Source organism: Actinokineospora globicatena, assembly GCF_024171945.1.
GTDB classification, from domain to species: domain Bacteria; phylum Actinomycetota; class Actinomycetes; order Mycobacteriales; family Pseudonocardiaceae; genus Actinokineospora; species Actinokineospora globicatena.
On record NZ_JAMTCR010000004.1, the window covers coordinates 884,748 to 905,973 of the forward strand.

At 71.5% G+C, this 21,226-nt stretch carries 16 protein-coding genes and 2 pseudogenes; 8 read left to right on the forward strand and 10 right to left on the reverse strand.

Annotated elements, in window-relative coordinates:
- Window positions 1-60 precede the first annotated feature (60 nt).
- Together secG and LV79_RS22890 are read left to right on the forward strand one after the other, a co-directional pair.
- The gene (secG, locus tag LV79_RS22885; RefSeq protein ID WP_092780350.1) at window positions 61-294 is read left to right on the forward strand and encodes a preprotein translocase subunit SecG; all 234 of its coding nucleotides are present in this window, start codon (window positions 61-63) and stop codon (window positions 292-294) included.
- A gap of 87 nt (window positions 295-381) precedes the next feature.
- Entirely contained in the window at window positions 382-723 is a 342-nt protein-coding gene (locus LV79_RS22890) for an RNA polymerase-binding protein RbpA (protein ID WP_253840229.1), read from the forward strand.
- A gap of 98 nt (window positions 724-821) precedes the next feature.
- On the opposite strand, the gene LV79_RS22895 is transcribed toward LV79_RS22890, so the two are convergent.
- Both LV79_RS22895 and LV79_RS22900 read right to left on the reverse strand, forming a co-directional pair.
- Window positions 822-2,435, reverse strand: a complete 1,614-nt coding sequence (locus LV79_RS22895; protein ID WP_253840230.1) for a methyl-accepting chemotaxis protein — start codon at window positions 2,433-2,435, stop codon at window positions 822-824.
- A 122-nt stretch (window positions 2,436-2,557) separates the two neighbouring features.
- Window positions 2,558-3,949 carry a sensor histidine kinase gene (locus LV79_RS22900; protein ID WP_253840231.1) on the reverse strand — a complete coding sequence of 464 codons (1,392 nt, stop codon included), beginning with the start codon at window positions 3,947-3,949 and terminating at the stop codon, window positions 2,558-2,560.
- Window positions 3,950-4,120: 171 nt separating this feature from the next.
- Between LV79_RS22900 and pabB the strand changes: the two genes are divergently transcribed.
- The 3 genes and pseudogenes from pabB to LV79_RS22915 all read left to right on the forward strand — a co-directional run bounded on the left by pabB (window position 4,121) and on the right by LV79_RS22915 (window position 8,284).
- Entirely contained in the window at window positions 4,121-6,193 is a 2,073-nt protein-coding gene (pabB, locus tag LV79_RS22905) for an aminodeoxychorismate synthase component I (RefSeq protein ID WP_253840232.1), read from the forward strand.
- Between the two features lie 51 nt (window positions 6,194-6,244).
- A pseudogene (locus LV79_RS22910) lies at window positions 6,245-7,297 on the forward strand (glycerophosphodiester phosphodiesterase family protein); the annotation flags it as partial.
- 9 nt (window positions 7,298-7,306) lie between these two features.
- Window positions 7,307-8,284, forward strand: a complete 978-nt coding sequence (locus LV79_RS22915; RefSeq protein WP_253840422.1) for a glycerophosphodiester phosphodiesterase family protein — start codon at window positions 7,307-7,309, stop codon at window positions 8,282-8,284.
- A 59-nt stretch (window positions 8,285-8,343) separates the two neighbouring features.
- Here LV79_RS22915 and pgl read toward each other — a convergent pair whose 3' ends face one another.
- From pgl to tkt, 6 genes are read right to left on the reverse strand one after another with little or no spacing between them, the layout of a single operon-like run.
- Window positions 8,344-9,060: a 6-phosphogluconolactonase gene (pgl, locus tag LV79_RS22920; RefSeq protein ID WP_253840233.1), complete on the reverse strand. Its 717-nt coding sequence runs from the start codon at window positions 9,058-9,060 to the stop codon at window positions 8,344-8,346.
- Entirely contained in the window at window positions 9,057-10,166 is a 1,110-nt protein-coding gene (gene opcA / locus LV79_RS22925) for a glucose-6-phosphate dehydrogenase assembly protein OpcA (RefSeq protein WP_253840234.1), read from the reverse strand. The genes pgl and opcA overlap by 4 nt, the downstream gene beginning before the upstream one ends.
- 37 nt (window positions 10,167-10,203) lie before the next feature.
- A complete protein-coding gene (gene zwf / locus LV79_RS22930) occupies window positions 10,204-11,736 on the reverse strand; it encodes a glucose-6-phosphate dehydrogenase (protein ID WP_253840235.1) in 1,533 nt (510 codons plus the stop codon).
- Window positions 11,733-13,358, reverse strand: coding sequence for a phosphoglucose isomerase-related protein (locus LV79_RS22935; protein ID WP_253840236.1), 1,626 nt, complete (start codon window positions 13,356-13,358; stop codon window positions 11,733-11,735). Before LV79_RS22935 ends, zwf begins: the two co-directional genes overlap by 4 nt.
- 31 nt (window positions 13,359-13,389) lie before the next feature.
- On the reverse strand, window positions 13,390-14,499 hold the full coding sequence (gene tal / locus LV79_RS22940; protein ID WP_253840237.1) for a transaldolase: 1,110 nt from the start codon (window positions 14,497-14,499) through the stop codon (window positions 13,390-13,392).
- Window positions 14,496-16,613, reverse strand: a complete 2,118-nt coding sequence (gene tkt, locus LV79_RS22945; RefSeq protein ID WP_372495398.1) for a transketolase — start codon at window positions 16,611-16,613, stop codon at window positions 14,496-14,498. Before tkt ends, tal begins: the two co-directional genes overlap by 4 nt.
- Before the next feature lie 319 nt (window positions 16,614-16,932).
- Here tkt and LV79_RS22950 point away from each other — a divergent pair, with 319 nt between their 5' ends.
- The 3 genes and pseudogenes from LV79_RS22950 (at window position 16,933) to LV79_RS22960 (ending at window position 19,794) form a co-directional block, all read left to right on the forward strand.
- Window positions 16,933-17,883: a heme o synthase gene (locus tag LV79_RS22950; protein WP_253840238.1), complete on the forward strand. Its 951-nt coding sequence runs from the start codon at window positions 16,933-16,935 to the stop codon at window positions 17,881-17,883.
- Window positions 17,884-18,635: 752 nt separating this feature from the next.
- Window positions 18,636-19,073 (forward strand): annotated as a pseudogene (locus LV79_RS22955) (ATP-grasp domain-containing protein); the annotation flags it as partial.
- A gap of 223 nt (window positions 19,074-19,296) precedes the next feature.
- Complete coding sequence (locus LV79_RS22960) at window positions 19,297-19,794, forward strand: peptidoglycan-binding domain-containing protein (RefSeq protein ID WP_253840240.1); 498 nt, start codon at window positions 19,297-19,299, stop codon at window positions 19,792-19,794.
- A gap of 45 nt (window positions 19,795-19,839) precedes the next feature.
- Here the strand turns inward: LV79_RS22960 and LV79_RS22965 are convergent, their stop codons facing one another.
- Window positions 19,840-20,514 (reverse strand): HD domain-containing protein, encoded by a 675-nt coding sequence (locus tag LV79_RS22965; RefSeq protein WP_253840241.1) that lies wholly within the window; start codon window positions 20,512-20,514, stop codon window positions 19,840-19,842.
- A gap of 76 nt (window positions 20,515-20,590) precedes the next feature.
- A complete protein-coding gene (locus LV79_RS22970; RefSeq protein WP_372495400.1) occupies window positions 20,591-21,226 on the reverse strand; it encodes a hypothetical protein in 636 nt (211 codons plus the stop codon).

Consider the following 21,226-nt stretch of genomic DNA (forward strand, 5'->3'; position numbering starts at 1 on the left):
TCGAACACGGGCGGGTCACCGGGTAATCTGGGGCCTCAACCACACGACCGCGAGGACCCGATGATTCTGACGCTGCAGATCGCTCTGATCGCCTCCAGCCTTCTGCTGATCCTGTTGGTGCTGCTGCACCGGGGTCGCGGTGGCGGCCTGTCCTCGCTGTTCGGTGGCGGTATGCAGTCCAGCCTGTCCGGGTCCAGCGTCGTGGAGAAGAACCTGGACCGGGTCACCCTGTTCGTCGGCGCGGTGTGGATCATCTGCGTCATCGGCCTCGGCCTGCTGGTCAAGATCAGCTGATCCGCGTCGGCGGATCGGCGGGCCATGAAGACAACACGGATGCGGCACAGCCCCGCGTCCGACCACGTGGTGGGGGTGTGAACATCAATGGCCGGTGGTAACGCGATCCGGGGTACCCGGGTCGGTGCTGGTCCCATGGGTGAGTCCGAGCGCGGGGAGTCCGCGCCTCGGCAGCGGGTGTCGTACTGGTGCGCCAACGGGCACGAGTCGAAGCCGTCGTTCGCGTTGGAGGCGGAGAAGCCGGAGTCTTGGGACTGCCCGCGCTGCGGCCTGCCCGCGGGCCTCGACGAGCAGGCGCCGCCGAAGGCACCGCGCAACGAGCCGTACAAGACCCACCTCGCGTACGTGAAGGAGCGCCGCTCGGACGCCGACGGCGAGGCCATCCTCGCCGAGGCGCTGGCCAAGCTCCGCGCCAAGCGCGAGGGCTGAGCGAACACACGAACGACGGCCCCGGGTCCACTGGACCCGGGGCCGTCGTTCGTGCGCGGTCGACCCAGTAGCGGGGGTCGATCAGGGGTGGGCGGCGATCAGTAGCGGAAGGCGCTGATCAGGGTGCGCAGGTCGGCGGAGGCCTCGCTGAGCGTCTCGGCGGTGCGCTTGGCCGCGCTGGCCGCTGAGCTGGTGTCCTCGGTCGCGGTGGCCAGGCCACCGATGCCGTTGCCGATCTGGACCACCGCGTTGGCGGTCTCGTGCACGTTGCGGCTCATCTCCGCGGTGGTCGCGGTCTGCTCCTCGACGGCGGCGGCGATGACGGTCTGGGTGTCGCAGATCGAGCTGACGACCTGACCGATCTGGTGGATGGCCGAGGTGGCCTCCGCGCTGCCCTGCTCGATGGCCTTGATCCGGCGGATGATGTCCTCGGTGGCCGTCGCGGTCTGCTGCGCCAGCTCCTTGACCTCCCCGGCGACCACGGCGAAGCCCTTGCCGGACTCCCCGGCCCGCGCCGCCTCGATGGTGGCGTTGAGGGCGAGCAGGTTGGTCTGCTCGGCGATCGAGCTGATCAGCTTGACCACGGCGCCGATCTCGGCGGTGGCGTCGCCGAGGGCGGCGACGGCCTCGTTGGCGGTCTGGGTGTCGCGCACGCCGTCGGTGGCCACGTCGGCGGCCCGGCTGGCGTTCTGGGTGATCTCGTCGATCGCGGCGCGCATCTGCTCCGAGGCGCTGGCCATCGCGGTGACCATGTTGGACACCTCGGTGGCGGTCGCGTTGATCGAGTTGGCCTCCACGCTGGTCTCCCCGGCGGTCTCGGCGAGCTTGCCGCTGACCGAGGTCAGCTCGTGCGAGGCACCGGCGACCTCCTCGGCGCGGGCGGCGACCCGGCCGATGAGCTCCTGGGTGCGCTCGGCGAGCTGGTTGAACCCGCGGGCGACCTCGCCGAGCTCGTCGGCGCGGGTGTTGTCGATGCGCTCGGTCAGGTCGCCACCGGCGATCCCGGCCAGCCCGGCGCGCAGCTTGCCCAGCGGCCGGGTGATGGAGCGGACCAGCAGCAGGGTGAGCGCGAACCCGGCGAGGAACGCGGCGATGGCCAGCACGATGGTGGTGAACACGCCCTCGTCGGCGCGGGTCTCGGCGGTCGCGATGGTCGCGGCCGACTCCTGCTCCACGTCGGCGACGAGCACGTCGATCTTGGCGGCGATCTTGTTGAAGATCTCGATCTCGTCCACCGCGACCAGTTCGTTGGCCTTGAGGTAGTCGGCCCACACGCCGGTGCGGTAGGCGGCCACGATCTGCTGGTCGAGCTTCATGAAGTCGTCGAACAGGCCGGTGATGGCGGTGACCTCGGTGCCCTGGTCGGCGTCGACGCCGAAGGACTGCAGCTGCGCCAGCTCCTTGCGGAACGAGTCCGCGGCGGCCAGGAAGGTCTTGCGGGAGCCGACGGTGTCGGAGGTGGCGTCGGGCACCGTCCGCATCACGTCGAAGGCGTAGGCGGTCTGCCAGCCGTTGAAGTCCGCGGACCGGAACTTGACCTGCATGGCCAGCTGGGTCAGCTGCCGGGAGCGGGCGATGGCCTGGGCCGATTCGCGCTCGCGCTCCATGCTGGTGACCGCCACCGTGGCCAAGGCGCACAGCAGCACCAGCAGCACGGCCATCGCCGCGCCCACCCGTACACCGACCCGCAGGTCCGAGAATCGCTTCAGCATGTGCCACCGTTCCACTAGCGCGGTTGTCCGCGGTCTGGACTCAGAACGCCCGGCCCTTCGGCGGTCACCAGTGGTACTTGAGGCGAAACAACCCACATGCCCCGATTGCGCTATCGGGCTGGTCAGCCCGCCAGCGGGTAGCGCGCTCTTACCTCGAACCCGCCGTTGGCGGTGGGGCCTGCGTCCAGGCTGCCGCCGAGCAGGCCTGCGCGCTCACGCAGGCCGAGCAGACCGTGGCCACCGGAGGGCAGGGTGCCCGCGTGCCTGCGCTGGGGCGGGTCGTTGCTGATCTCGACGACCAGGGCGTTCGGCTCGGCCACCACCCGCACGGAGGCCCGCGACCCGGCCGCGTGCTTGCGGACGTTGGTCAGCGCCTCCTGCACGGTCCGGAACGCCGCGCGCGAGACCGGCCCGGGCAGCTCGGCCGGGCAGGCGTCGACGACCAGCCGGACGTCGGTGCCCTCGACCAGGTCGCCGATGTCCTCCACGCCGGGCTGGGCCTCGTCGTCGTCCACCCCGGAGCGCAGCACCCCGACCAGTTCGCGCAGCTCCTCCAGGGTCCTGGTGCTCAGCGACCGGATGGTCTCCGCGGCGTCCTTGGTGGCCTGGTCGCGCACGTCGACCTGCATGGCGCCCGCCTGCATGGCGATCAGCGTGACCTGGTGGGAGACCACGTCGTGCATCTCCCTGGCCAGCTTGGCGCGCTCGGCCGAGCGCACCGTCGCCGCGTGCAGCCGCTTCTCCCGCTCCCGGCTGCGGGCCAGTTCCTTGATCCGGGTGGACAGCTCCTGGCGCACCGCGAACAGCAGCCCGATGGCCACCGGCATGCCCGCCACCAGCACCCCGTAGACCACGTCGCGCAGGTGGTCGCGCCAGGTCAGCGCCACGAAGTCCGACCACGGCCAGAGCATGAACCTGCTCAGCCCGACCAGGCCCGCGCCCACCGCGGTCTTCCAGCTCACCAGGTGCCGCCTGGCCAGCGCGCCGAGCGCGATCATCGCCGCCAGCTGCGCCCAGCCCGCGAAGAAGCCGGGAACGGTCAGCAGCACCGCCACGAACGGCAGGTGCCTGCGCAGCAGCATCGCGGGCACCGCCAGCCAGGACAGCCACACCATGTAGGTGGCGACGTCGGCCTCGGTGCCCAGCCACACGTCCAGCGCGGCCACCACCAGGGCGACCACGTCGGAGCCGTACGCGCGGAACAGGCGGTTGTCGCGCAGGTCGGCCAGCCTCGGCGGCAGCCGCAGCCGGGGCAGCCGGGCGGCGCTGAGCCGCGACCGGGCCGCCGGGGCGGTGACCGCGACCGGCGCGTCGTGGCCGACGCTGTCCGGGGTCAGCATGGGGGTGACCACCGCGGCACCTCCTGCTCGGCCGGGACTCGGGACCGCAGCGGCGCCGTCGGCCGGGTCGGGGTGCGGGCGGCTGTCGTGCCCGCCCGCGCGCGGTGAGGGGACGACCTCGCGGGCGCTACCATTCTCCCGGTCCTTGGCCTGCCCGCGGTGGCGCTGTGGCATGGAACGCCTTCCTGCGACGACCCGCCGCGCGCTGCTCTACGGAAAGCCACGTGTGTGCTGTCGTCACCCATCAAGACAGACAACACCGGCCCCGGGACGGCGCCCGCCCAACAACTGTGCGGGAGCAAACGCACGGTGCCCGATCGGAGCAGAGGGGAGGAGCCGCCCGCGGTGCGCACGCTCATCGTCGACAACCACGACTCCTTCACCTACAACCTGTACCAGGCACTCGCCCGCCTCGACGGTGCCCGGCCCACCGTGGTCCGCAACGACGAGGACTGGGACCTCGGCGGGCTGGTCGACTTCGACAACGTGGTCATCTCGCCCGGACCAGGACATCCTGGCCTGCCGGGTGACTTCGGCCTCAGCCGGGCCGTGCTGGCGGCCGCGCGGCAGCCGCTGCTGGGGGTGTGCCTCGGCCACCAAGGGCTCTGCCTCCTCGCGGGCGCTCGGGTCGAGCACGCCCCTCAGGTGCGACACGGGCGGCTATCGGAGGTACACCACGACGGGCGTGATCTGTTCCACGGACTGCCCTCCCCGATGCGGGTTGTGCGGTACCACTCACTGGCCGCGGTAGACCTGCCGGACGCGTTGGAGGCGACGGCGTGGAGCGACGACGGCGTCCTGATGGGCGTGCGGCACCGCGAGCGCCCGGCCTGGGGCGTCCAGTTCCACCCCGAGTCGGTCGCCACCGAGTACGGCGTGGACCTGCTGGCCAACTTCGAGGCGATGACCAGGAACTGGTGGACGCGGCACCCGCGGGAGTCGGTGGCCGTCCGGTCGTCGCCGGTGCCCGCGCCGCCCCCGGCCCGGCCCGAGCCGGTGGCCAGGGTGCTGGTGGCCCGCACCACGCTGCCGGTCACCGCCGAGGAGGCCTTCGCCGCGCTCTACGGGAACTCCGCGCACGCGTTCTGGCTGGACTCCGCCGCCGACGGCCGGTTCTCCTTCCTCGGTGACGCGAGCGGGCCGCTGGCCAGGGTCGCCACGGCCGACGTCGTGGCGGGCACGGTGACGGTCACCGCGGCCGACGGGGTCACCGTGCTCGAGAGCGGCTTCCTGGACTGGCTCGACGCCGACCTCGCCGCGCACCCGGTGTCGGCGCCGCCGCTGCCGTTCGACTTCGCCCTGGGCTGGGTCGGCTACCTCGGCTACGAGCTGAAGGCCGAGTGCGGCGGCGACCAGGCGCACCGCGCGCTCGACCCGGACGCGCGACTGGTCTTCGCCGACCGCGCCGTGGCGTTCGACCACGAGACCGGTGAGGTCTACCTGCTCGCGCTCGCCGGTGATGAGCAGGCAGCGCAGACGTGGCTCGCTGACACCGCCGCCCGGTTGGCCTCCGCGCCCGCGTTAGCGCTACCGGTTCCGCCCGCGATCGAGGTCGACCTGGCCGCTAGGCACGACCGCGACGAGTACCTGGCGATGATCGCCGAGTGCCAGCGCGCCATCGGCGACGGCGAGACCTACGAGGTGTGCCTGACCAACGAGCTGACCGCGTCCGCAGATCTCGACGTGTGGGACACCTACCGGGTCCTGCGCCGCGCCAACCCTGCCCGCTACGGCGCGCTGCTGCGGGCGGGGGACCTGTCGGTGCTGAGCACCTCGCCCGAGCGGTTCCTCGCGATCACCGCCGACGGCGTCGTGGAGTCCCGGCCGATCAAGGGCACCCGGCCGCGCGGCGCGACCCCCGCCGAGGACGAGCGGTTGCGCCACGACCTTGCCACCGGGGAGAAGGACCACGCCGAGAACCTGATGATCGTCGACCTGGTGCGCAACGACCTCGGCGTCTACGCGGAGGTCGGCTCGGTCGAGGTGCCCGGCCTGTTCGAGGTGGAGACCTACCCGACGGTGCACCAGCTGGTCAGCACGGTCCGGGCGCGGTTGGCCGAGGGCGTGTCGGCGGTGCGGTGCGTGCGCGCGGCGTTCCCCGGCGGGTCGATGACCGGCGCGCCCAAGGAGCGCACCATGCGGATCATCGACCAGCTCGAGCGCGGTCCGCGCGGGGTCTACTCCGGCGCCATCGGCTACTTCTCGCTCACCGGCGCCGCCGACCTCAGCGTGGTGATCCGGACCATGATCGTGCGGCCCGGCGCGGTGTCCTTCGGCGTCGGCGGCGCGGTGATCGCGCTGTCCGACCCGGCCGCGGAGTTCGAGGAGACCGCGGTGAAGGCCAAGACCATGGTGGACGTGCTCGGCGCGCGGTTCCCCGGCCGGGTCCCGGCCACCGGCGGTCGGTCGTTCGGCTGAGGGCCACCCGCCCGTCACGGCCCGTCTCCTTCGGGTTGCCACCATCCGGCCATGACGACCCCTTCCCTGTTCGCGCGCGCCGGTGCGGCGGCGGTGGCGGCCCTGGCCTGCCTCGCCCTGGTGCCCGGCTCGGCGGCCGCGCACCCGCACCAGCGCGAGTTCGACCTGCAGGCCCACCGCGGCGGCCTCGGCCTGCGCGTGGAGAGCAGCCTCAGCTCCTTCGGCAACGCCCTGCGCCTGGGTGTCAGCACGCTGGAGCTCGACGTGCAGATCACCGAGGACGACCAGGCCGTGGTGACCCACGACCGCCGCGTCGACGGCCGCAAGTGCCGCGACACCGCGCCCGCCACCCCCGGCGACGCGGAGTTCCCCTACGTCGGCAAGTACGTCAACACCCTGACCCTCGCCCAGGTCCGCACGCTGGACTGCGGCTCGACCCCGCTGGCCGGGTTCCCGCGCCAGGAGCTGACCCCCGGCTCCCGGGTGCCGCTGCTGCGCGAGGTCTTCGCGCTGGTCAAGCGCTACGGCGCCGACGACGTGCGGTTCAACATCGAGACCAAGGTCGAGGCGGGCGCCCCGCAGGAGACCGCGCCGCGGGAGAAGTTCGTCCAGATCACCGCGCGGGAGATCGAGACCGCCGGGGTGTCGCGCCGGGTGAGCGTCCAGAGCTTCGACTGGGGCGCGCTGATCCGCATGCGCCAGGTCGCGCCCCGGCTGCCCGTCGTCGCGCTGACCAACTACGACTTCCTGCAGACCGGCCAGCCGGGCAAGTCGCCGTGGCTGGGCGGGCTCGACATCGATGACTTCGGCGGCGACCCGGTCAAGGCCATCAAGACCTTCGGCGCCACCGCGTTCTCCCCGGTGCACGGCTTCCCGCAGGGCGGTTCGGTCAACGACCCCGGCTACCGGCCTTACGTCACCGCCGAACTGGTGGGCCACGCCCACCGCAACGGCATCAAGGTCATCCCGTGGACCGTCGACGACGTCCCCACCATGGCCAAGCTGATCGACGACGGCGTCGACGGCCTGATCACCGACTACCCCGACCTGCTGCGCGGGCTGCTGGCCAAGCGCGGGTTCACGCTGCCCAAGGCTTATGCGGCACCGTTCGACGTGCAGGGCCACCGCGGCGCGCGGGCGGTCCGACCGGAGAACACCCTGGCGGCGTTCCGCTACGCGCTGTCGGTGCCCGCCGTGTCCACTTTGGAGCTCGACACCGGCATCACCGAGGACGGCGCGGTTGTGGTGATCCACGACCGCACCATCAACGGCTCCCACTGCGTCGACACCGCCCCGGTCAGCGCGGGCGATCGTGAGTTCCCGTATGTGGGCAAGCGGGTCCGCGACCTGAGCCTGGCGCAGATCAAGACCCTGGACTGCGGCTCGAAGACACTCGCGGAGTTCCCGCGCCAGGTCGCCGTCCCCGGTGAGCGCATCCCGACCCTGGCCGAGGTGTTCGCGGTCGCCAAGGTGCGCCAGGACATCCGGTTCAACATCGAGACCAAGATCAGCCCCACCGCCGACGACACCGCGCCCTACGACGTGTTCACCCGCAAGGTGGTCGGCGAGATCACCCGCGCCGGGGTGCTCGGCCGCACGACCCTGCAGTCGTTCGACTGGCGCACGATCCAGCTCGCCAAGCGCATCCAGCCGCGCCTGGAGACCGTCGCGCTCGTGTGGCAGTACGGCCCGGCCGAGTGCGCGACCATCGCGGACGAGTGCTCGCTGCAGGCGGTCTACGGCAACCCTGCGGTGAAGTCCCCGTGGACCGGCGGCCTCGACTGGTGGAAGTCCCGCGACCTGGCCACACTGATCCGCCAGTCCGGCGCGTCGACGGTCTCGGCCAACTGGCAGGTCCACGACCCCGCCCAGGCCACCGTGGTCAACCCCGACTGGTACCTGCGCCAGGACCCGTCCTACTTCCACGGCCCCGACGTGGCAGGCCTGCACCGCAGGGGCCTCAAGGCCATCCCCTACACCGTCAACGACGAACCCACCCTGCAACGCGTCATCGACCTAGGCGTAGACGGCATCATCTCCGACGACCCGGACCTCCTGATCGCCGTAGCCAAGCGCAACGGGCTGCGCTAGCCCGGAAATGACAGTGGCCGCACCTCGAGCGAGGTGCGGCCACTGTCGCGTAGGGACTGTCAGCGCCCGGCGGCTGCCTTGTCCAGCAGCCAGAGGGTCAGGTCGCGGCCCTTGGCGCCTGCGGCGGGGAGGTCCACCTCAGATGCTCCGGACAGCGCTGTGGTGACGGCTTCGGCTTTGCTGGTGCCGGTGGTCATCAGCCACACCTGCGACGCCTGGCGGGCGGCGGGGAGGGTGAGGGAGATGCGGACCGGTGGTGGTTTCGGGCAGTCGCGGACGGCGACGACGGTGGCCTCGGTCTCGTGGACGGCGGGGGAGTCGGGGAACACCGAGAGGGTGTGGCCCTCCTCGCCGACGCCTGCCAGGAGGATGTCGAGGGTGACGCCGTCGAGTTCCTTGGCGTAGGCGGCCGCGGCCAGTTCGGCGTCGTCGCCGTAGGGGCCGTCGGACGGGGCGACCGCGTGGATGCGGGTCTTGGGGATCTTGATGTGGTCCAGCAGGGCGGCCCGCGCCTGGGTCTCGTTGCGGTCCGGGTGCTTGCCGGGCAGGAACCGCTCGTCGCCCCAGAAGATGTCCACAGTGGACCAGTCGATCGCCGTGGCCGCCGTGTTGACCCGCAGGTGCTCGAGCACCGCGGTACCGGTGCGGCCGCCGGTGAGGGCGATCGCGACGGAGGGCTGGGTGGCCTGCAGGTCGGTGATGGCCGTGACCAGCCGAGCTGCCGTGGCGCTGGCCAGCAGCGGCGGGTCGGTGTAGACGATCACGCGGTGGTTCATGGCTTCCCCTTGCTCGCCCGCGCGGGCTGCTTGGTGGAACTGGTCGCGCGTGGTTTCTTCGCCGCGCTGGTCTTCTTGCCCTCGCCGGAGTCCTTCGCCGACAGCACCGCCTCCGCGGTCGCCGCCGTCACCACCGGGGTGTCGTCCGCGACCGGCGGGGCCTTGGTCGGCGTCTTCACCGGCGTCCGACCGCGCACCACCTTCGCCAGCGCGTTGAGGGTCTCCTCGTAGGGCTCGTCCGGGTCGAGCCTGCGCAGCTCCTCGGACAGGCAGTCGCGGACCTCGCGCCGCTGCAGCGCCACCCGGCGGGCGGGCTGGCCCGGCTGGGTCAGCGTCCCCACCTTGCCGTCCGGGCGCAGCAGCTCCACCGGGCCGGACTTGCGCTCCAGCGCCACCGACACGATGCCCTGCCCGTTGGCCGCCTTCGCCCGGCGCACCGGCACCTTCAACCGGGCGGCCAGCCACCCGGCCAGCAGGTCGGTCGACGGCGAGTCGGCCTCACCGGTCACCGTCGCGTCGGTGACCTTCTCGTACGGCGGCAGGTCCAGCGAGGCGGCCAGCACCGCGCGCCACAGCGTCAACCGGGTCCACGCCAGGTCGGTGTCGCCCTCGGCGTAGTGCTTCTGCCGGACCTCCAACGCCTTGATCGGGTTGCGCTCCGCCGCCGAGTCGGTGATCCGGCGCTGCGCCAGCCGCCCGATCGGGTCGTCGGCGGGCCGCGCGGGTGCCTCGAACGGCCACCACGCCACGACCGGCGCGTCCGGCAGCAGCAGCGGGATCACGCAGCTGGCGCCCGCGTCGGCGAGCGCGCCGTAGAGCCGCAGCACCAGCACCTCGCTGGCACCCGCGTCCCCGCCGACCCGGATCTGGGCGTCCAACCGGGCCGCCGCCTTGCGCGCGCCCCTGGCCACCACGATCACCCGGCACGGGTGCTCCCGGCTGGCGTCGTTGGCGGCGTCGATCGCGTCCTCGGTCTTGGCGCCGTCGTCGGTGACGATCACCAGGGTGAGCACCCGGCCCAGGGTGGTCGCGCCACCCTGCTCACGCAGGTGGACCAGCTTCGAGTTGACCTGCGACGTGGTGGTCGAGGGCAGGTCGATGATCACCGTCGGCCCCCGGGGGTGTCGACACGGGTAATGATGATCACGGTCGCCTCCAATGACGGCCGGTGCGGGACAGCATCTTCTCGGCGGCCTCAGGTCCCCAGGTCCCGGCGGGGTATCCCTCCGGCTTGCCGGTGGTCTTCCAGTACTTGAGCACCGGCTCCAGGATCTCCCAGGACAGCTCGACCTCCTGGTTGACCGGGAACAGCGACGGCTCGCCGAGCAGCACGTCGAGCAGCAGCCGCTCGTAGGCCTCCGGGGAGGACTCGGTGAACGAGTGGCCGTAGCTGAAGTCCATGGACACGTCCCGGACCTCCATGGCGTTGCCCGGCACCTTCGAGCCGAACCGCATGGTCACGCCCTCGTCCGGCTGCACCCGCACCACCAGGGCGTTCTGCCCCAGCTCCTCGGTGGCGGTGTCGTCGAAGGGCAGGTGCGGGGCGCGCTTGAACACGACCGCGATCTCGGTGACCCGCCGACCCAGCCGCTTGCCGGTGCGCAGGTAGAACGGCACCCCGGCCCAGCGGCGGGTGTTCACCTCCAGGGTGATCGCCGCGTAGGTCTCGGTGGTGGAGTTCTTGTCGAACCCCTCCTCCTCCAGCAGGCCGGGCACCTTCTGCCCGCCCTGCCAGCCGCCGAGGTACTGCCCGCGCGCGGTGGTCTCGCCGAACGGGCCCACCGCCTTGGTCGCCTCGAGCACCTTGGACTTCTCGGTGCGCAACGCCTTGGGGCGGAAGGAGACCGGCTCCTCCATCGCGGTCAGCGCCAGCAGTTGCAGCAGGTGGTTCTGGATCACGTCCCGGGCGGCGCCGATGCCGTCGTAGTACCCGGCGCGACCACCGAGGCCGATGTCCTCGGCCATGGTGATCTGCACGTGGTCGACGTAGTTGGCGTTCCAGATCGGCTCGAACAGCTGGTTGGCGAAGCGCAGCGCCAGCAGGTTCTGCACCGTCTCCTTGCCGAGGTAGTGGTCGATGCGGAACACCGAGTCCTCGGGGAACACGTCGTTCACTATCTTGTTGAGCTGCCGGGCGCTGGCCAGGTCGTGGCCGAACGGCTTCTCGATGACCACCCGCCGCCACTGGTCCTGGCTCTGCGGCTTGGCCAGGCCGGAGCGGGCCAGCTGCTGGGTGACCACCGGGAACGCGCCGGGCGGGATGGACAGGTAGAACGCGTGGTTGCCGCTGGTGCCGCGCAGCTCGTCGAGCTCGGCGACGGTCTCGGCGAGCCGGTCGAAGGCCGCGTCGTCGTCGAAGGTGCCCTGCACGAACCGGAAGCCCTCGGCGAGCCGGTCCCAGACCTGCTCGCGGAACGGGGTCCTGGCGTGCTGCTTGACCGCCTCGTAGACCACCTGCCCGAAGTCCTGGTCCTCCCACTCCCGGCGGGCGAACCCGACCAGGGAGAAGCCCGGCGGCAGCAGGCCCCGGTTGGCCAGGTCGTAGATCGCGGGCATCAGCTTCTTGCGCGACAGGTCACCGGTCACGCCGAAGATCACCAGCCCGCACGGCCCGGCGATGCGCGGCAGCCGCTTGTCCCGCTCGTCGCGCAGCGGGTTCACCCAGGAGCGGGTCACCGACCGACCTCCGCCAGCGCCTCGACCAGCCGCGCCAACCCGGCCGCGCGGTCGGTGAAGTGCAGCCGCAGCACCGGCCTGCCGTGCCCGGCGAGCACCTGGCCGTCGCCCAGCGCCTGCGCGACCTGCAACCCGCCCAGCGTGTAGGGCCGCTCCGGCACCGCGAGGTCCTGCTCCACCGCGCCGGTGATCTGCAGGAACACCCCGTTCTGGTGACCGCCCTTGTGGTACTGCCCGGTCGAGTGCAGGAACCGCGGCCCCCACCCGAACGTGGTCTGCAGACCGGACGCCCTGGCCAGCAGCGTGCGCAGCAGCACCGCGGACGCGTCGTCGAGCCGGTCCAGGTAGGCCTGCACCGAGAGGTACCCGGCGGCGGGGGCGCTGGCGAGCAGCGCGTGCACCGCACCTGCCAGGCTGTCGGTCCCTTCGGGCAACAAACCCTCGGACGGGTGAACCTCGACCGGCCCGGACACGAACGCGGGCGAGGGCTGCGGGGCATCGGACGAGTCGAGCAGCGCCCTGGCCGCCTTCTTCGCCGCCTCCACGTCGGGCTGGTCGAACGGGTTGATGGCGAGCAGCTTGCCCACCACCGCCGTGGCGTACTCCCACAGCAGGATCAGCCCACCCAGGCTGCCGGTGGTGCCCACTTTCGCGCCGTCGGCGGGCGATCCGATCGAGACGGCCGTCGCGTCGTCACCGGCGTTCGAGAACCCGGGCGACTGCGGTCCCTCCACGACGACCGGCAGCAGACCGGTGCCGTTCTTGCCGGTGGACTCGGCCACCAGCTGCTCGGCCCAGTCGCCGAAACCCTTGATGCCGGAACCGGTGTCGGCCAGCACGACTTTCTCCGCGCCGCGCGCGTGCGCCGCGCCGAGGGCCGCCGCCAGCACCAGCGCCGGGTTGTCCTCGCTGTCACCCGACAGGACGGGGACCGCGGCCTCCGCGTCGTCGAGCAGCCCGGCGATGTCCGCGCCCGCGAGCCCGGCGGGCACGAGACCGAACGCGGTCAGCGCCGAGTACCGGCCGCCCACGTCCGGGTCGGCCTGGAAGACCCTGCGGTACCCCGCCTCCACCGACGTCTTCTCCAGCGGGGAGCCGGGGTCGGTGACCACGACGATGTGCCGGGCCGGGTCCAGGCCCTCCTCGGCCAACGCCGCGGTGAACACCCGGCGGTGGCTGTCGGTCTCCACAGTGGACCCTGACTTGGACGACACCACCAGCACGGTACGGGCAAGCTCGCCCGCGAGCGCGTCGGCGACCTGACCGGGGTCGGTCGTGTCCAGCACGACCAGCGGGACCCCGGCGGTGGCGGTGATGACCTCGGGCGCGAGCGACGAGCCGCCCATGCCCGCCAGCACCACCCGATCGATGCCCTCGGCGGCCAGTTCGGCGCGCAGGGCGTCGATCTCGGCGAGCAGCGGGCGCGAGGTGGTGGCCAAGGAGGTCCAGGAGAGGCGGACGCGCGCCTCCGACTCGGCGTCGGGCCCCCACAGCGTGGGGTCCTGCGCGGTGAGCCGGGACGCCACCCGGTCCTCGACCAGTTGACGCACGAGCGGGGCCGCCTCCTCGGCGAGCCGCTCGTCAACGATGCTTATTGCGACTTCTCCGGGGTGCGCTGCCATCTGCGGCGTCAGCCTCTCCTGGGTCCTCGTGCTAGCTCTTGGCTGCGTCTAGCTGTCCCTGGACCGTTTCCAACAGCTCGGCCCACGACTTGTCGAACTTCTGCACACCCTCGACCTCCAGGGTGCGGTACACGTCGGAGACGTCGATCCCGACCGCGCTGAGCCGGTCGTAGATCGCCTGGGCAGCGCCGGCGGTGCCCGTGACGGTGTCACCGGTGATCTTGCCCTGTTCGGCGACCGCGTGCAGCGTCTTCTCCGGCATGGTGTTGACCGTGTCGGACACCACCAGCTGGTCGACGTAGAGCGTGGGGGAGTAGTCCGGGTTCTTCACCCCGGTCGACGCCCACAGTGGACGCTGGCGGTTCGCGCCGTCAGCGGCGAGCGCCTCCCACCGCGCACCCTGGAACAGCTCCAGGAACGCGGCGTAGGCGAGCCGGGCGTTGGCCACCGCGGCCTCGCCGCGCAGCGCCTTGGCCTCGTCGGTGCCGATCGCGTCGAGCCGCTCGTCCACCTCGCTGTCCACACGGGACACGAAGAAGGACGCGACCGAGTGGATCGCGCGCAGGTCGTGCCCGTTGGCCTTGGCCTGCTCCAGCCCGGCCAGGTAGGCCTCGATGACCGCCCGGTACCGCTCGACGGAGAAGATCAGCGTCACGTTCACGCTGACCCCCTCGGCGAGGGTCTGGGTGATCGCGGGCAGGCCCTCCTCGGTGGCCGGGATCTTCACCAGCAGGTTCGGCCGGTCCACGGTCTTCCACAGGTCGAGCGCCTCGGTCGCGGTGGCGTCGGTGTCGCGCGCCAGGCCGGGGTCCACCTCGATGGAGACCCGGCCGTCGACGCCGCCGCTGGCCTGGTGCACGTCGCGGAAAAGGTCGCAGGCGTTGCGCACGTCGGTGGTGGTCAGCTCGCGGACCGCGTCGGTCAGCGACGCGCCGCGCGCGGCCAGTTCGCGCACCTGCGCGTCGTAGGCCTGCCCGTCGGACAGGGCCCCCGCGAAGATCGTCGGGTTGGTGGTGACGCCCACCACGTGCTTGTCCCGGATCAGCTCGGCGAGGTTGCCGGAGGTCAGCCGCTCGCGGGACAGGTCGTCGAGCCAGATGGAGACCCCGGCGTCGGAGAGCTTCTTGAGGTTGTCGGTCACTTCTCGCCTCCAGTCTTGTCGATGGAGCGCTTGGCCGCCGCGACGACGGCCTCGGTGGTGATGCCGAACTCGCGGTAGAGGGTCTGGTAGTCGGCCGAGGCGCCGAAGTGCTCGATCGAGACGATCTCGCCCGCGTCGCCGGTGAACCGGTGCCACGGCTGGGCGATCCCGGCCTCGACCACCACGCGCGCCTTGACCGACGGCGGCAGGACCGACTCGCGGTAGGCCTGGTCCTGGGCGTCGAACAGCTCGATCGAGGGAACCGAGACGACCCGGGCCGCCACGCCGTCCTCGGCCAGCACGTCGGCCGCCTCGACGGCGATCTGCAGCTCGGAACCGGTGCCGATCAGCACGATGTCCGGCGTGCCCTCGGTGTCGCGCAGGACGTAGGCGCCCTTGGCGACGCCCTCGCGGGCCTTCTCCCTGGTGCCCTCGAGCACCGGCAGGTTCTGCCGGGTCAGCGCCAGGCCGACCGGCGCCTCGTGCTGCGACAGGGTCGCCCGCCACGCGGCGGCCGTCTCGTTCGCGTCACCCGGGCGCAACACGATCAGGCCGGGGATCGCCCGCAGCGCGGCCAGGTGTTCCACCGGCTGGTGCGTCGGACCGTCCTCGCCGAGCCCGATCGAGTCGTGCGTCCACACGTAGGTGACCGGCAGCTTGCTCAGCGCGGCCAGCCGGACCGCGGGGCGCATGTAGTCGCTGAACACCAGGAAGGTGCCGCCGTACGGGCGGGTCGGGCCGTGCAGCACGATGCCGTTGAGGATCGAGCCCATGGCGTGCTCGCGGACACCGAAGTGCAGCGTGCGGCCGTACGGGGTGGTGTTCCAGTGCGCGGTCTTGGCCGAGGGCGGACCGAACGAGTCGGCGCCCTTGATGGTGGTGTTGTTGCTCTCCGCCAGGTCGGCCGAGCCGCCCCACAGCTCCGGCAGCAGCCCGCCGATGGCGTTGAGCACCTCACCGGAGGCCTTGCGGGTGGCGACGCCCTTGGCGTCGGGCTCCCAGGTGGGCAGCGCGTCGTCGAAGCCCTCGGGCAGCTCGTAGGCCTGCGCGCGGACCAGCAGCGCGTGCCGCTGCGGGTTGGCGGCCTTCCACGCGTCGAACGACGTCTGCCACTCGGCGTGCGCCGCCTCGCCGCGCTTGACGACCTCGCGGGCGTGCGCGAGCACCTCGGGCGCGACCTCGAAGGTCTGCTCCGGGTCGAAGCCGAGGATCTTCTTGACCGCCGCGACCTCGTCGGTGCCCAGCGCGGCGCCGTGCGCCTTGCCGGTGTTCTGCAGCGTCGGCGCGGGGAAGCCGATGATGGTGCGCAGCAGGATGAACGACGGGCGCCCGGTCTCCGCCTTCGCCGCCGCCAGCGCCTCGAGGATGCCGGTGACGTTCTCGCCACCCTCGACGACCTGCACGTGCCAGCCGTAGGACTCGTACCGCTTGGCGGTGTCCTCCGACAGGGCGACGGCGGTGTCGTCCTCGATCGAGATCTTGTTGTCGTCGTAGACGACGGTGAGGTTGCCCAGCTCCTGGCGACCCGCGAGCGACGAGGCCTCGCTGGTCACGCCCTCCTCGATGTCGCCGTCGGAGGCGATCACGAAGACGTGGTGGTCGAAGACGCTCTCACCGGGCGCGGCCTCTGGGTCGAACAGGCCCCGCTCGCGTCGCGCGGCCATCGCCATGCCGACCGCGGAGGCCAAGCCCTGGCCGAGCGGACCGGTGGTGATCTCCACACCCTTGGTGTGGTTCACCTCCGGGTGACCCGGGGTCTTGGAGCCCCAGGTGCGCAGCGCCTTGAGGTCGTCGAGCTCCAAGCCGTAGCCGGAGAGGAACAGCTGGATGTACTGGGTGAGGCTGGAGTGACCGGCGGAGAGGACGAACCGGTCGCGGCCGATCCAGTGCGGGTCGGTCGGGTCGTGCCGCATCACGCGCTGGTAGAGCGCGTACGCGACCGGGGCCAGGCTCATCGCCGTGCCGGGGTGGCCGTTGCCGACCTTCTGGACCGCGTCCGCGGCCAGCACCCGCGCCGTGTCGACCGCCCTGCGGTCGAGGTCGGTCCAGTCCTGCGGCAGCGTCGCTCGGGTGAGTTCGGTCAGGTCGGCGGGCAGTTCACTACTGACGGACACGGACTTCGGCTCCTACTTCCACGTCTGGCGGAATCGTCGCGCACAGTCTTCCGCACCCGGGCTGGATCGATCCCGGTAACCGGCGACTCCGGCGGATCCGCGTGTCACTCCTGGTCCGTGACCAGCCTAGTCGCCGGGGGGCGGTGGTGTGATCTCCGACCGTCCCCTGGCGACACCCGGCCACCCGATACGGGTACCCGGATACCGCGCGGTTAACATTTCCCTCGGTGCCGCGGCCGTTCCCGCGGCGTGGAATCGATCGCGGTGACCGGGGTTACACCAGGTCGCGGGCGGATCCTGAGGACCAACGAGGAGCGAGATGTCGTCGGTGTCCCCCGTGCCCGTCGACACCCCCGCACCCGCGGGCCGCCGCACCGACACCCGCGCCGTGCTGCGCGCCTACGTCGCGCTGACCAAGCCGCGCATCATCGAGCTGCTGCTGGTGACCACCGTGCCCGCGATGCTGCTGGCCGCGCGCGGCATCCCGTCGCCGTGGCTGGTGCTCAACACGCTCATCGGCGGCACCATGGCCGCGGGCAGCGCCAACGCGCTCAACTGCGTGGTCGACGCCGACATCGACGCGGTGATGAAGCGCACGTCCGCCCGCCCGCTGGCCCGCCACGCCGTACCGACCCGCAACGCACTGGTGTTCGGCCTGGTGCTCGGCGTCCTGTCCTTCGGCTGGCTCTACGCCACCACCAACCTGCTCGCCGCCGCCATGGCCGTCGGCGCCATCCTGTTCTACGTCCTCGTCTACACGATGCTCCTCAAGCGACGGACGTCGCAGAACATCGTGTGGGGCGGCGCCGCCGGGTGCATGCCGGTGGTCATCGGCTGGTCCGCGGTCACCGGCGACGTCGGCTGGCAGGCCCTGGTCATGTTCGGCGTCATCTTCTTCTGGACCCCACCGCACTTCTGGGCCCTGGCCATGAAGTTCCGCGACGACTACGCCAAGGCGGGCGTCCCCATGCTGCCGGTGGTCGCCACCCCGCAGCACGTCGCCAAGCAGATCGTCATCTACTCCTGGGTCATGGTCGCCTGGACCCTGCTCCTGGTCCCCGCCACCGGCTGGGTCTACTCGGCCTTCGCCCTCCTCGCCGGTGTCTGGTTCCTCCTGTTCGCCCACAAGCTCTACAACGCGGTGCGCCAGGACAAGCCGACCAACCCGATGAAGCTGTTCCACCTGTCGAACACGTACCTGACGGCGGTATTCGTGGCCCTGGCCGTCGACTCGGCGATCTCGCTGCCCATCACCGGCTGGCCGTTCTAGCCCTTCAGCCGTTCTAGTGGCCTTCGCTGCGCTGCGGGGGTCGGCTCGCCTGCGGCATCGCGAGCAGGGTCGGCTCGCCTGCGGCATTGCATCTAGGCGCGAGTAGGTGAAGAGCTCGATGGGGCGAACTTGTTTTGCGTGGGGGCCCTACGACACCCGTGGCAGGACCACAAAGCAGGGGCCGAAAAGCATGGCCCTGTCCGCTACCGACGCTACGGGTGCCGTCCCCCCCACACAAAACAAGTCCGCCCCATCGAGCCTGCCTGGCACCAGCGCCTTTGGTGGAGCGGTGGGCGGCCAACGTCGTCGGCCGGCGGTCTTGGGGCCAACGTCGTCGACTAGGGGTGTCGGGTGGCAATGAGGGGCTGGGGCCAGCGTCGTCAGCTGGGGGTGGGGTGATCTAGTGAGCCGCATGGAGGCGAATGGGCGGGCGTTGGTGGTTTCGCCGACGGCGGTTGGTGGGGTGGGGGCACTGGTTGACGCGGCGCGTGGGCGGGGGATGGTGGTTGGGGGGCTGGAGCTCGTTGGGCTTGGGTACGCGTGCCACTACTACGGTGGCCCCAAGTTCGCGGCCAGGGTCGGCGGTATCGGGTTGTTGGAGCCTGCTGTCGGGTGGTTGCCCTCGGTCCCTCAGCACTACCTGGCCCGGCGTGTGCGGCAGATGGCGCTTTTGGAGGCGTTGGGGGTCGTTGAGCGCGAGTTCGTGAAGCCGCCGGTGAGCAAGGAGTTCGCGGCGGGGGGTCTACACCGCTGCCGAGCTGGCGCGGGTCACGGGTGGGTTGCCTGGGGACACCGTGGTGCAGGTCAGCTCGGTGGTCGAGTTCGCGGCCGAGTTCCGGTTGTTCGTGCTGGACGGGGTCGTGCGGGCCGGGTCCAGGTACGCGACGTGGGGGCGGCTCGACCCGGAGCCGCTCGGGCGGGACGTGCGAGGTGCGCGGGTGCTCGGGTTCGCTGCCGAGTTCCTCAGTGGGGTCGGGGACACGCTGCCCAGCGGTGTCGTGCTCGACATCGGGCTGGTCGGGCCCCCGGGAGCGCCAGGTCGGGATGTGGCGGTGGTGGAGGCAAACATGGCGTGGTTCTCGCGGACCTACCAGGCCGAGCCGGGAGGCGCGCTCGACACCGTCCTGCGGTCGGCAGGGCCTGTTGGTGAGGTTCGGGAGGCGGATAGGCCGTTCCTCGGTGGGTGTTGAGGGCACCGTGGTGGGGCGGGAAGCGTGGCCGTTCTGTGACCAACCTGGGGCGGGGGGTGGGCGTGTTCGGGGGGAAGGCGGAAACGGGATTGGGGAGAGGAAAATGATGGGGCGCATGGGGAAGCGTGCGGGGGTTGTTGTGGGGGTGGCTGTGGTGTTGTCGACAGTGTTGGGGGTGGCGGGGGCGAGTACGGCCGCGGCGTGCACGCAGGCGGATTACAGCGTGGGGGTTTTCGCGTCGCGGTTGCCGCAGGTGAAGCCGGGGGAGAAGGGCAGCGCGGTGTTGGCGTTGCAGCTTGGCCTGCGGCAGCGCGGGTATGGGTTGGTGGGGACGGGGAACTACCAGCGGAACACGGAGGCCGCGGTGCGGGACTTCCAGCGCAAGAGCGGGATCAACCCGAGTGGGATCGTCGGACCCAAGACGTGGAACGCGTTGCTGGCCGACACCTACACCGCCAGTGACATCGGGGTTCGGCACCGGCCGCAGGTGTTGCCTGGGTCTCGGGACAAGCGGGCGGTGGACCAGTTGCGGACCTACCTGCTGGTGATCTCCCCCTACCAGGGCGCGTCCGGGGTGGAGGACTGGTACGGGCCGAGGTTGCAGGGGATGGTGCGGGACTTCCAGCGGCGGGCCGGGATCAAGGCCAGTGGGATCGTCGGGCCGCGGACCTGGGCGGCGCTGGGTCGGGCTGTCGCGGTGACCGGCGCGTTCTCCTGCTGAGCGCGGCCAGGGCGGGGGTCCGGTGCGGGAACCCCGCCCTGGTGCTCAGGCGACGGCGGTGAGGAGGCGGGAGACGGTGGGGTCGTCGAGGGATTCCTGGATGCACTGCCACAGTTCCAGGTTCGCCGTGGCCCAGCGGGAGTAGGCGGCCGCGGCGGCGGGGGAGTAGAAGTAGTAGCCCTCGGCGTGCGGGTCGCGTTGTTCGCCGACGATCTTGTTGGCGAGTTCGCGGAGGCTGACGCCGTTCTCGGCGAGGTAGCGGTGGGCCAGCACGACGGGGGTCACCGGGAGGGCCTTGAACAGGGTGTCGGCGTCGCTGAGGGCTTGGGCCTCGCGGGTGATGTCGCGGTGGCGGGTGCGCATCTCGGCCTCGTCGACGATGGCGTCGATCCACCGCGCGGCCTCCGGCGCGACACCGGCCCCGGCGAGGATCGACAGGCGCAGGCCGCTGCCCGCCGCGGCGGTGGAGTTGCGGCGGACCAGGTAGTTGACGTCGTGCACCAGGGCGGCGGTTTCCACGATGGCGACGTCGGAGCCGTTGCCCGCGGCGAACTCCGCGGCCTTGTCGCGCACGAAGCTGACGTGGTGCCAGCCGTGGAACTGCAGCCGCGCCGCGTGCCGTTCGCACAGGGCGCGGACGTGGCGCTCGACGGCGGTGATCGCGGGTCGCGCGATGGTGGCCGTGGTGTCGGACACTGCGGCGGTGCTCGAGGCGGACATGCCGACCTTCCCCTTCCGTTGGACAAACGGGTGGGGCGATGGTATAGGCAGGCGCGTGCGGGCACGGTTGCCTTCGTCACAGCCTGCTGGTCAGCTCTCCCAGCCGCGACTCCACCGGCACGTGCCGGTGGCCGATCCCGGTGCTCGGGTCCCAGGACAGGCTCCACCGGCGCACCGGGCGCGACTTGACCAGGAACGTCATGGTGCCGTCCTGCGCGCACGGGATGCGGTGGAAGTCGTGCGCGGTCAGGAAACCCGAGTCGCCAGCCAGGCACTCGGTGCGCCTGGTCAGCCGGACGCCGGTGATCAGGCCGGAGTCGGGGTCGGTGGTGGTGGCGTAGCGCTCGTGCCGGTAGCCGCCGCGCAGGATCACCGTGCAGAAGTGGTAGCGGTGGTTGTGCACCGAGTCCGCGTAGCCGGGCCGCCACTCGTGGCGCGGTTTGTACTCGTGCAGCCAGAAGGTGAACGGCTCGTCGACGTGGTCGCGCAGGCACCAGGCGAAGTGCGTGGTGGTCTCGCGCGAGCGGGCCACCAGCGCCTCGGTGTGCCGGGGGTCGAGGTCGGCGAGGTGGCGGCGCAGGACCGCGCGCAGCACCGCGCCGTCCACCCAGTCCGACACTCCTCTGTGGACAGCGGACCAGGGCCGCTCTGGGACATCGATCTCGCGCATGCGCTGCGCCAGCTGGGACAGCGCGGGCACCGGGGAGGTCAC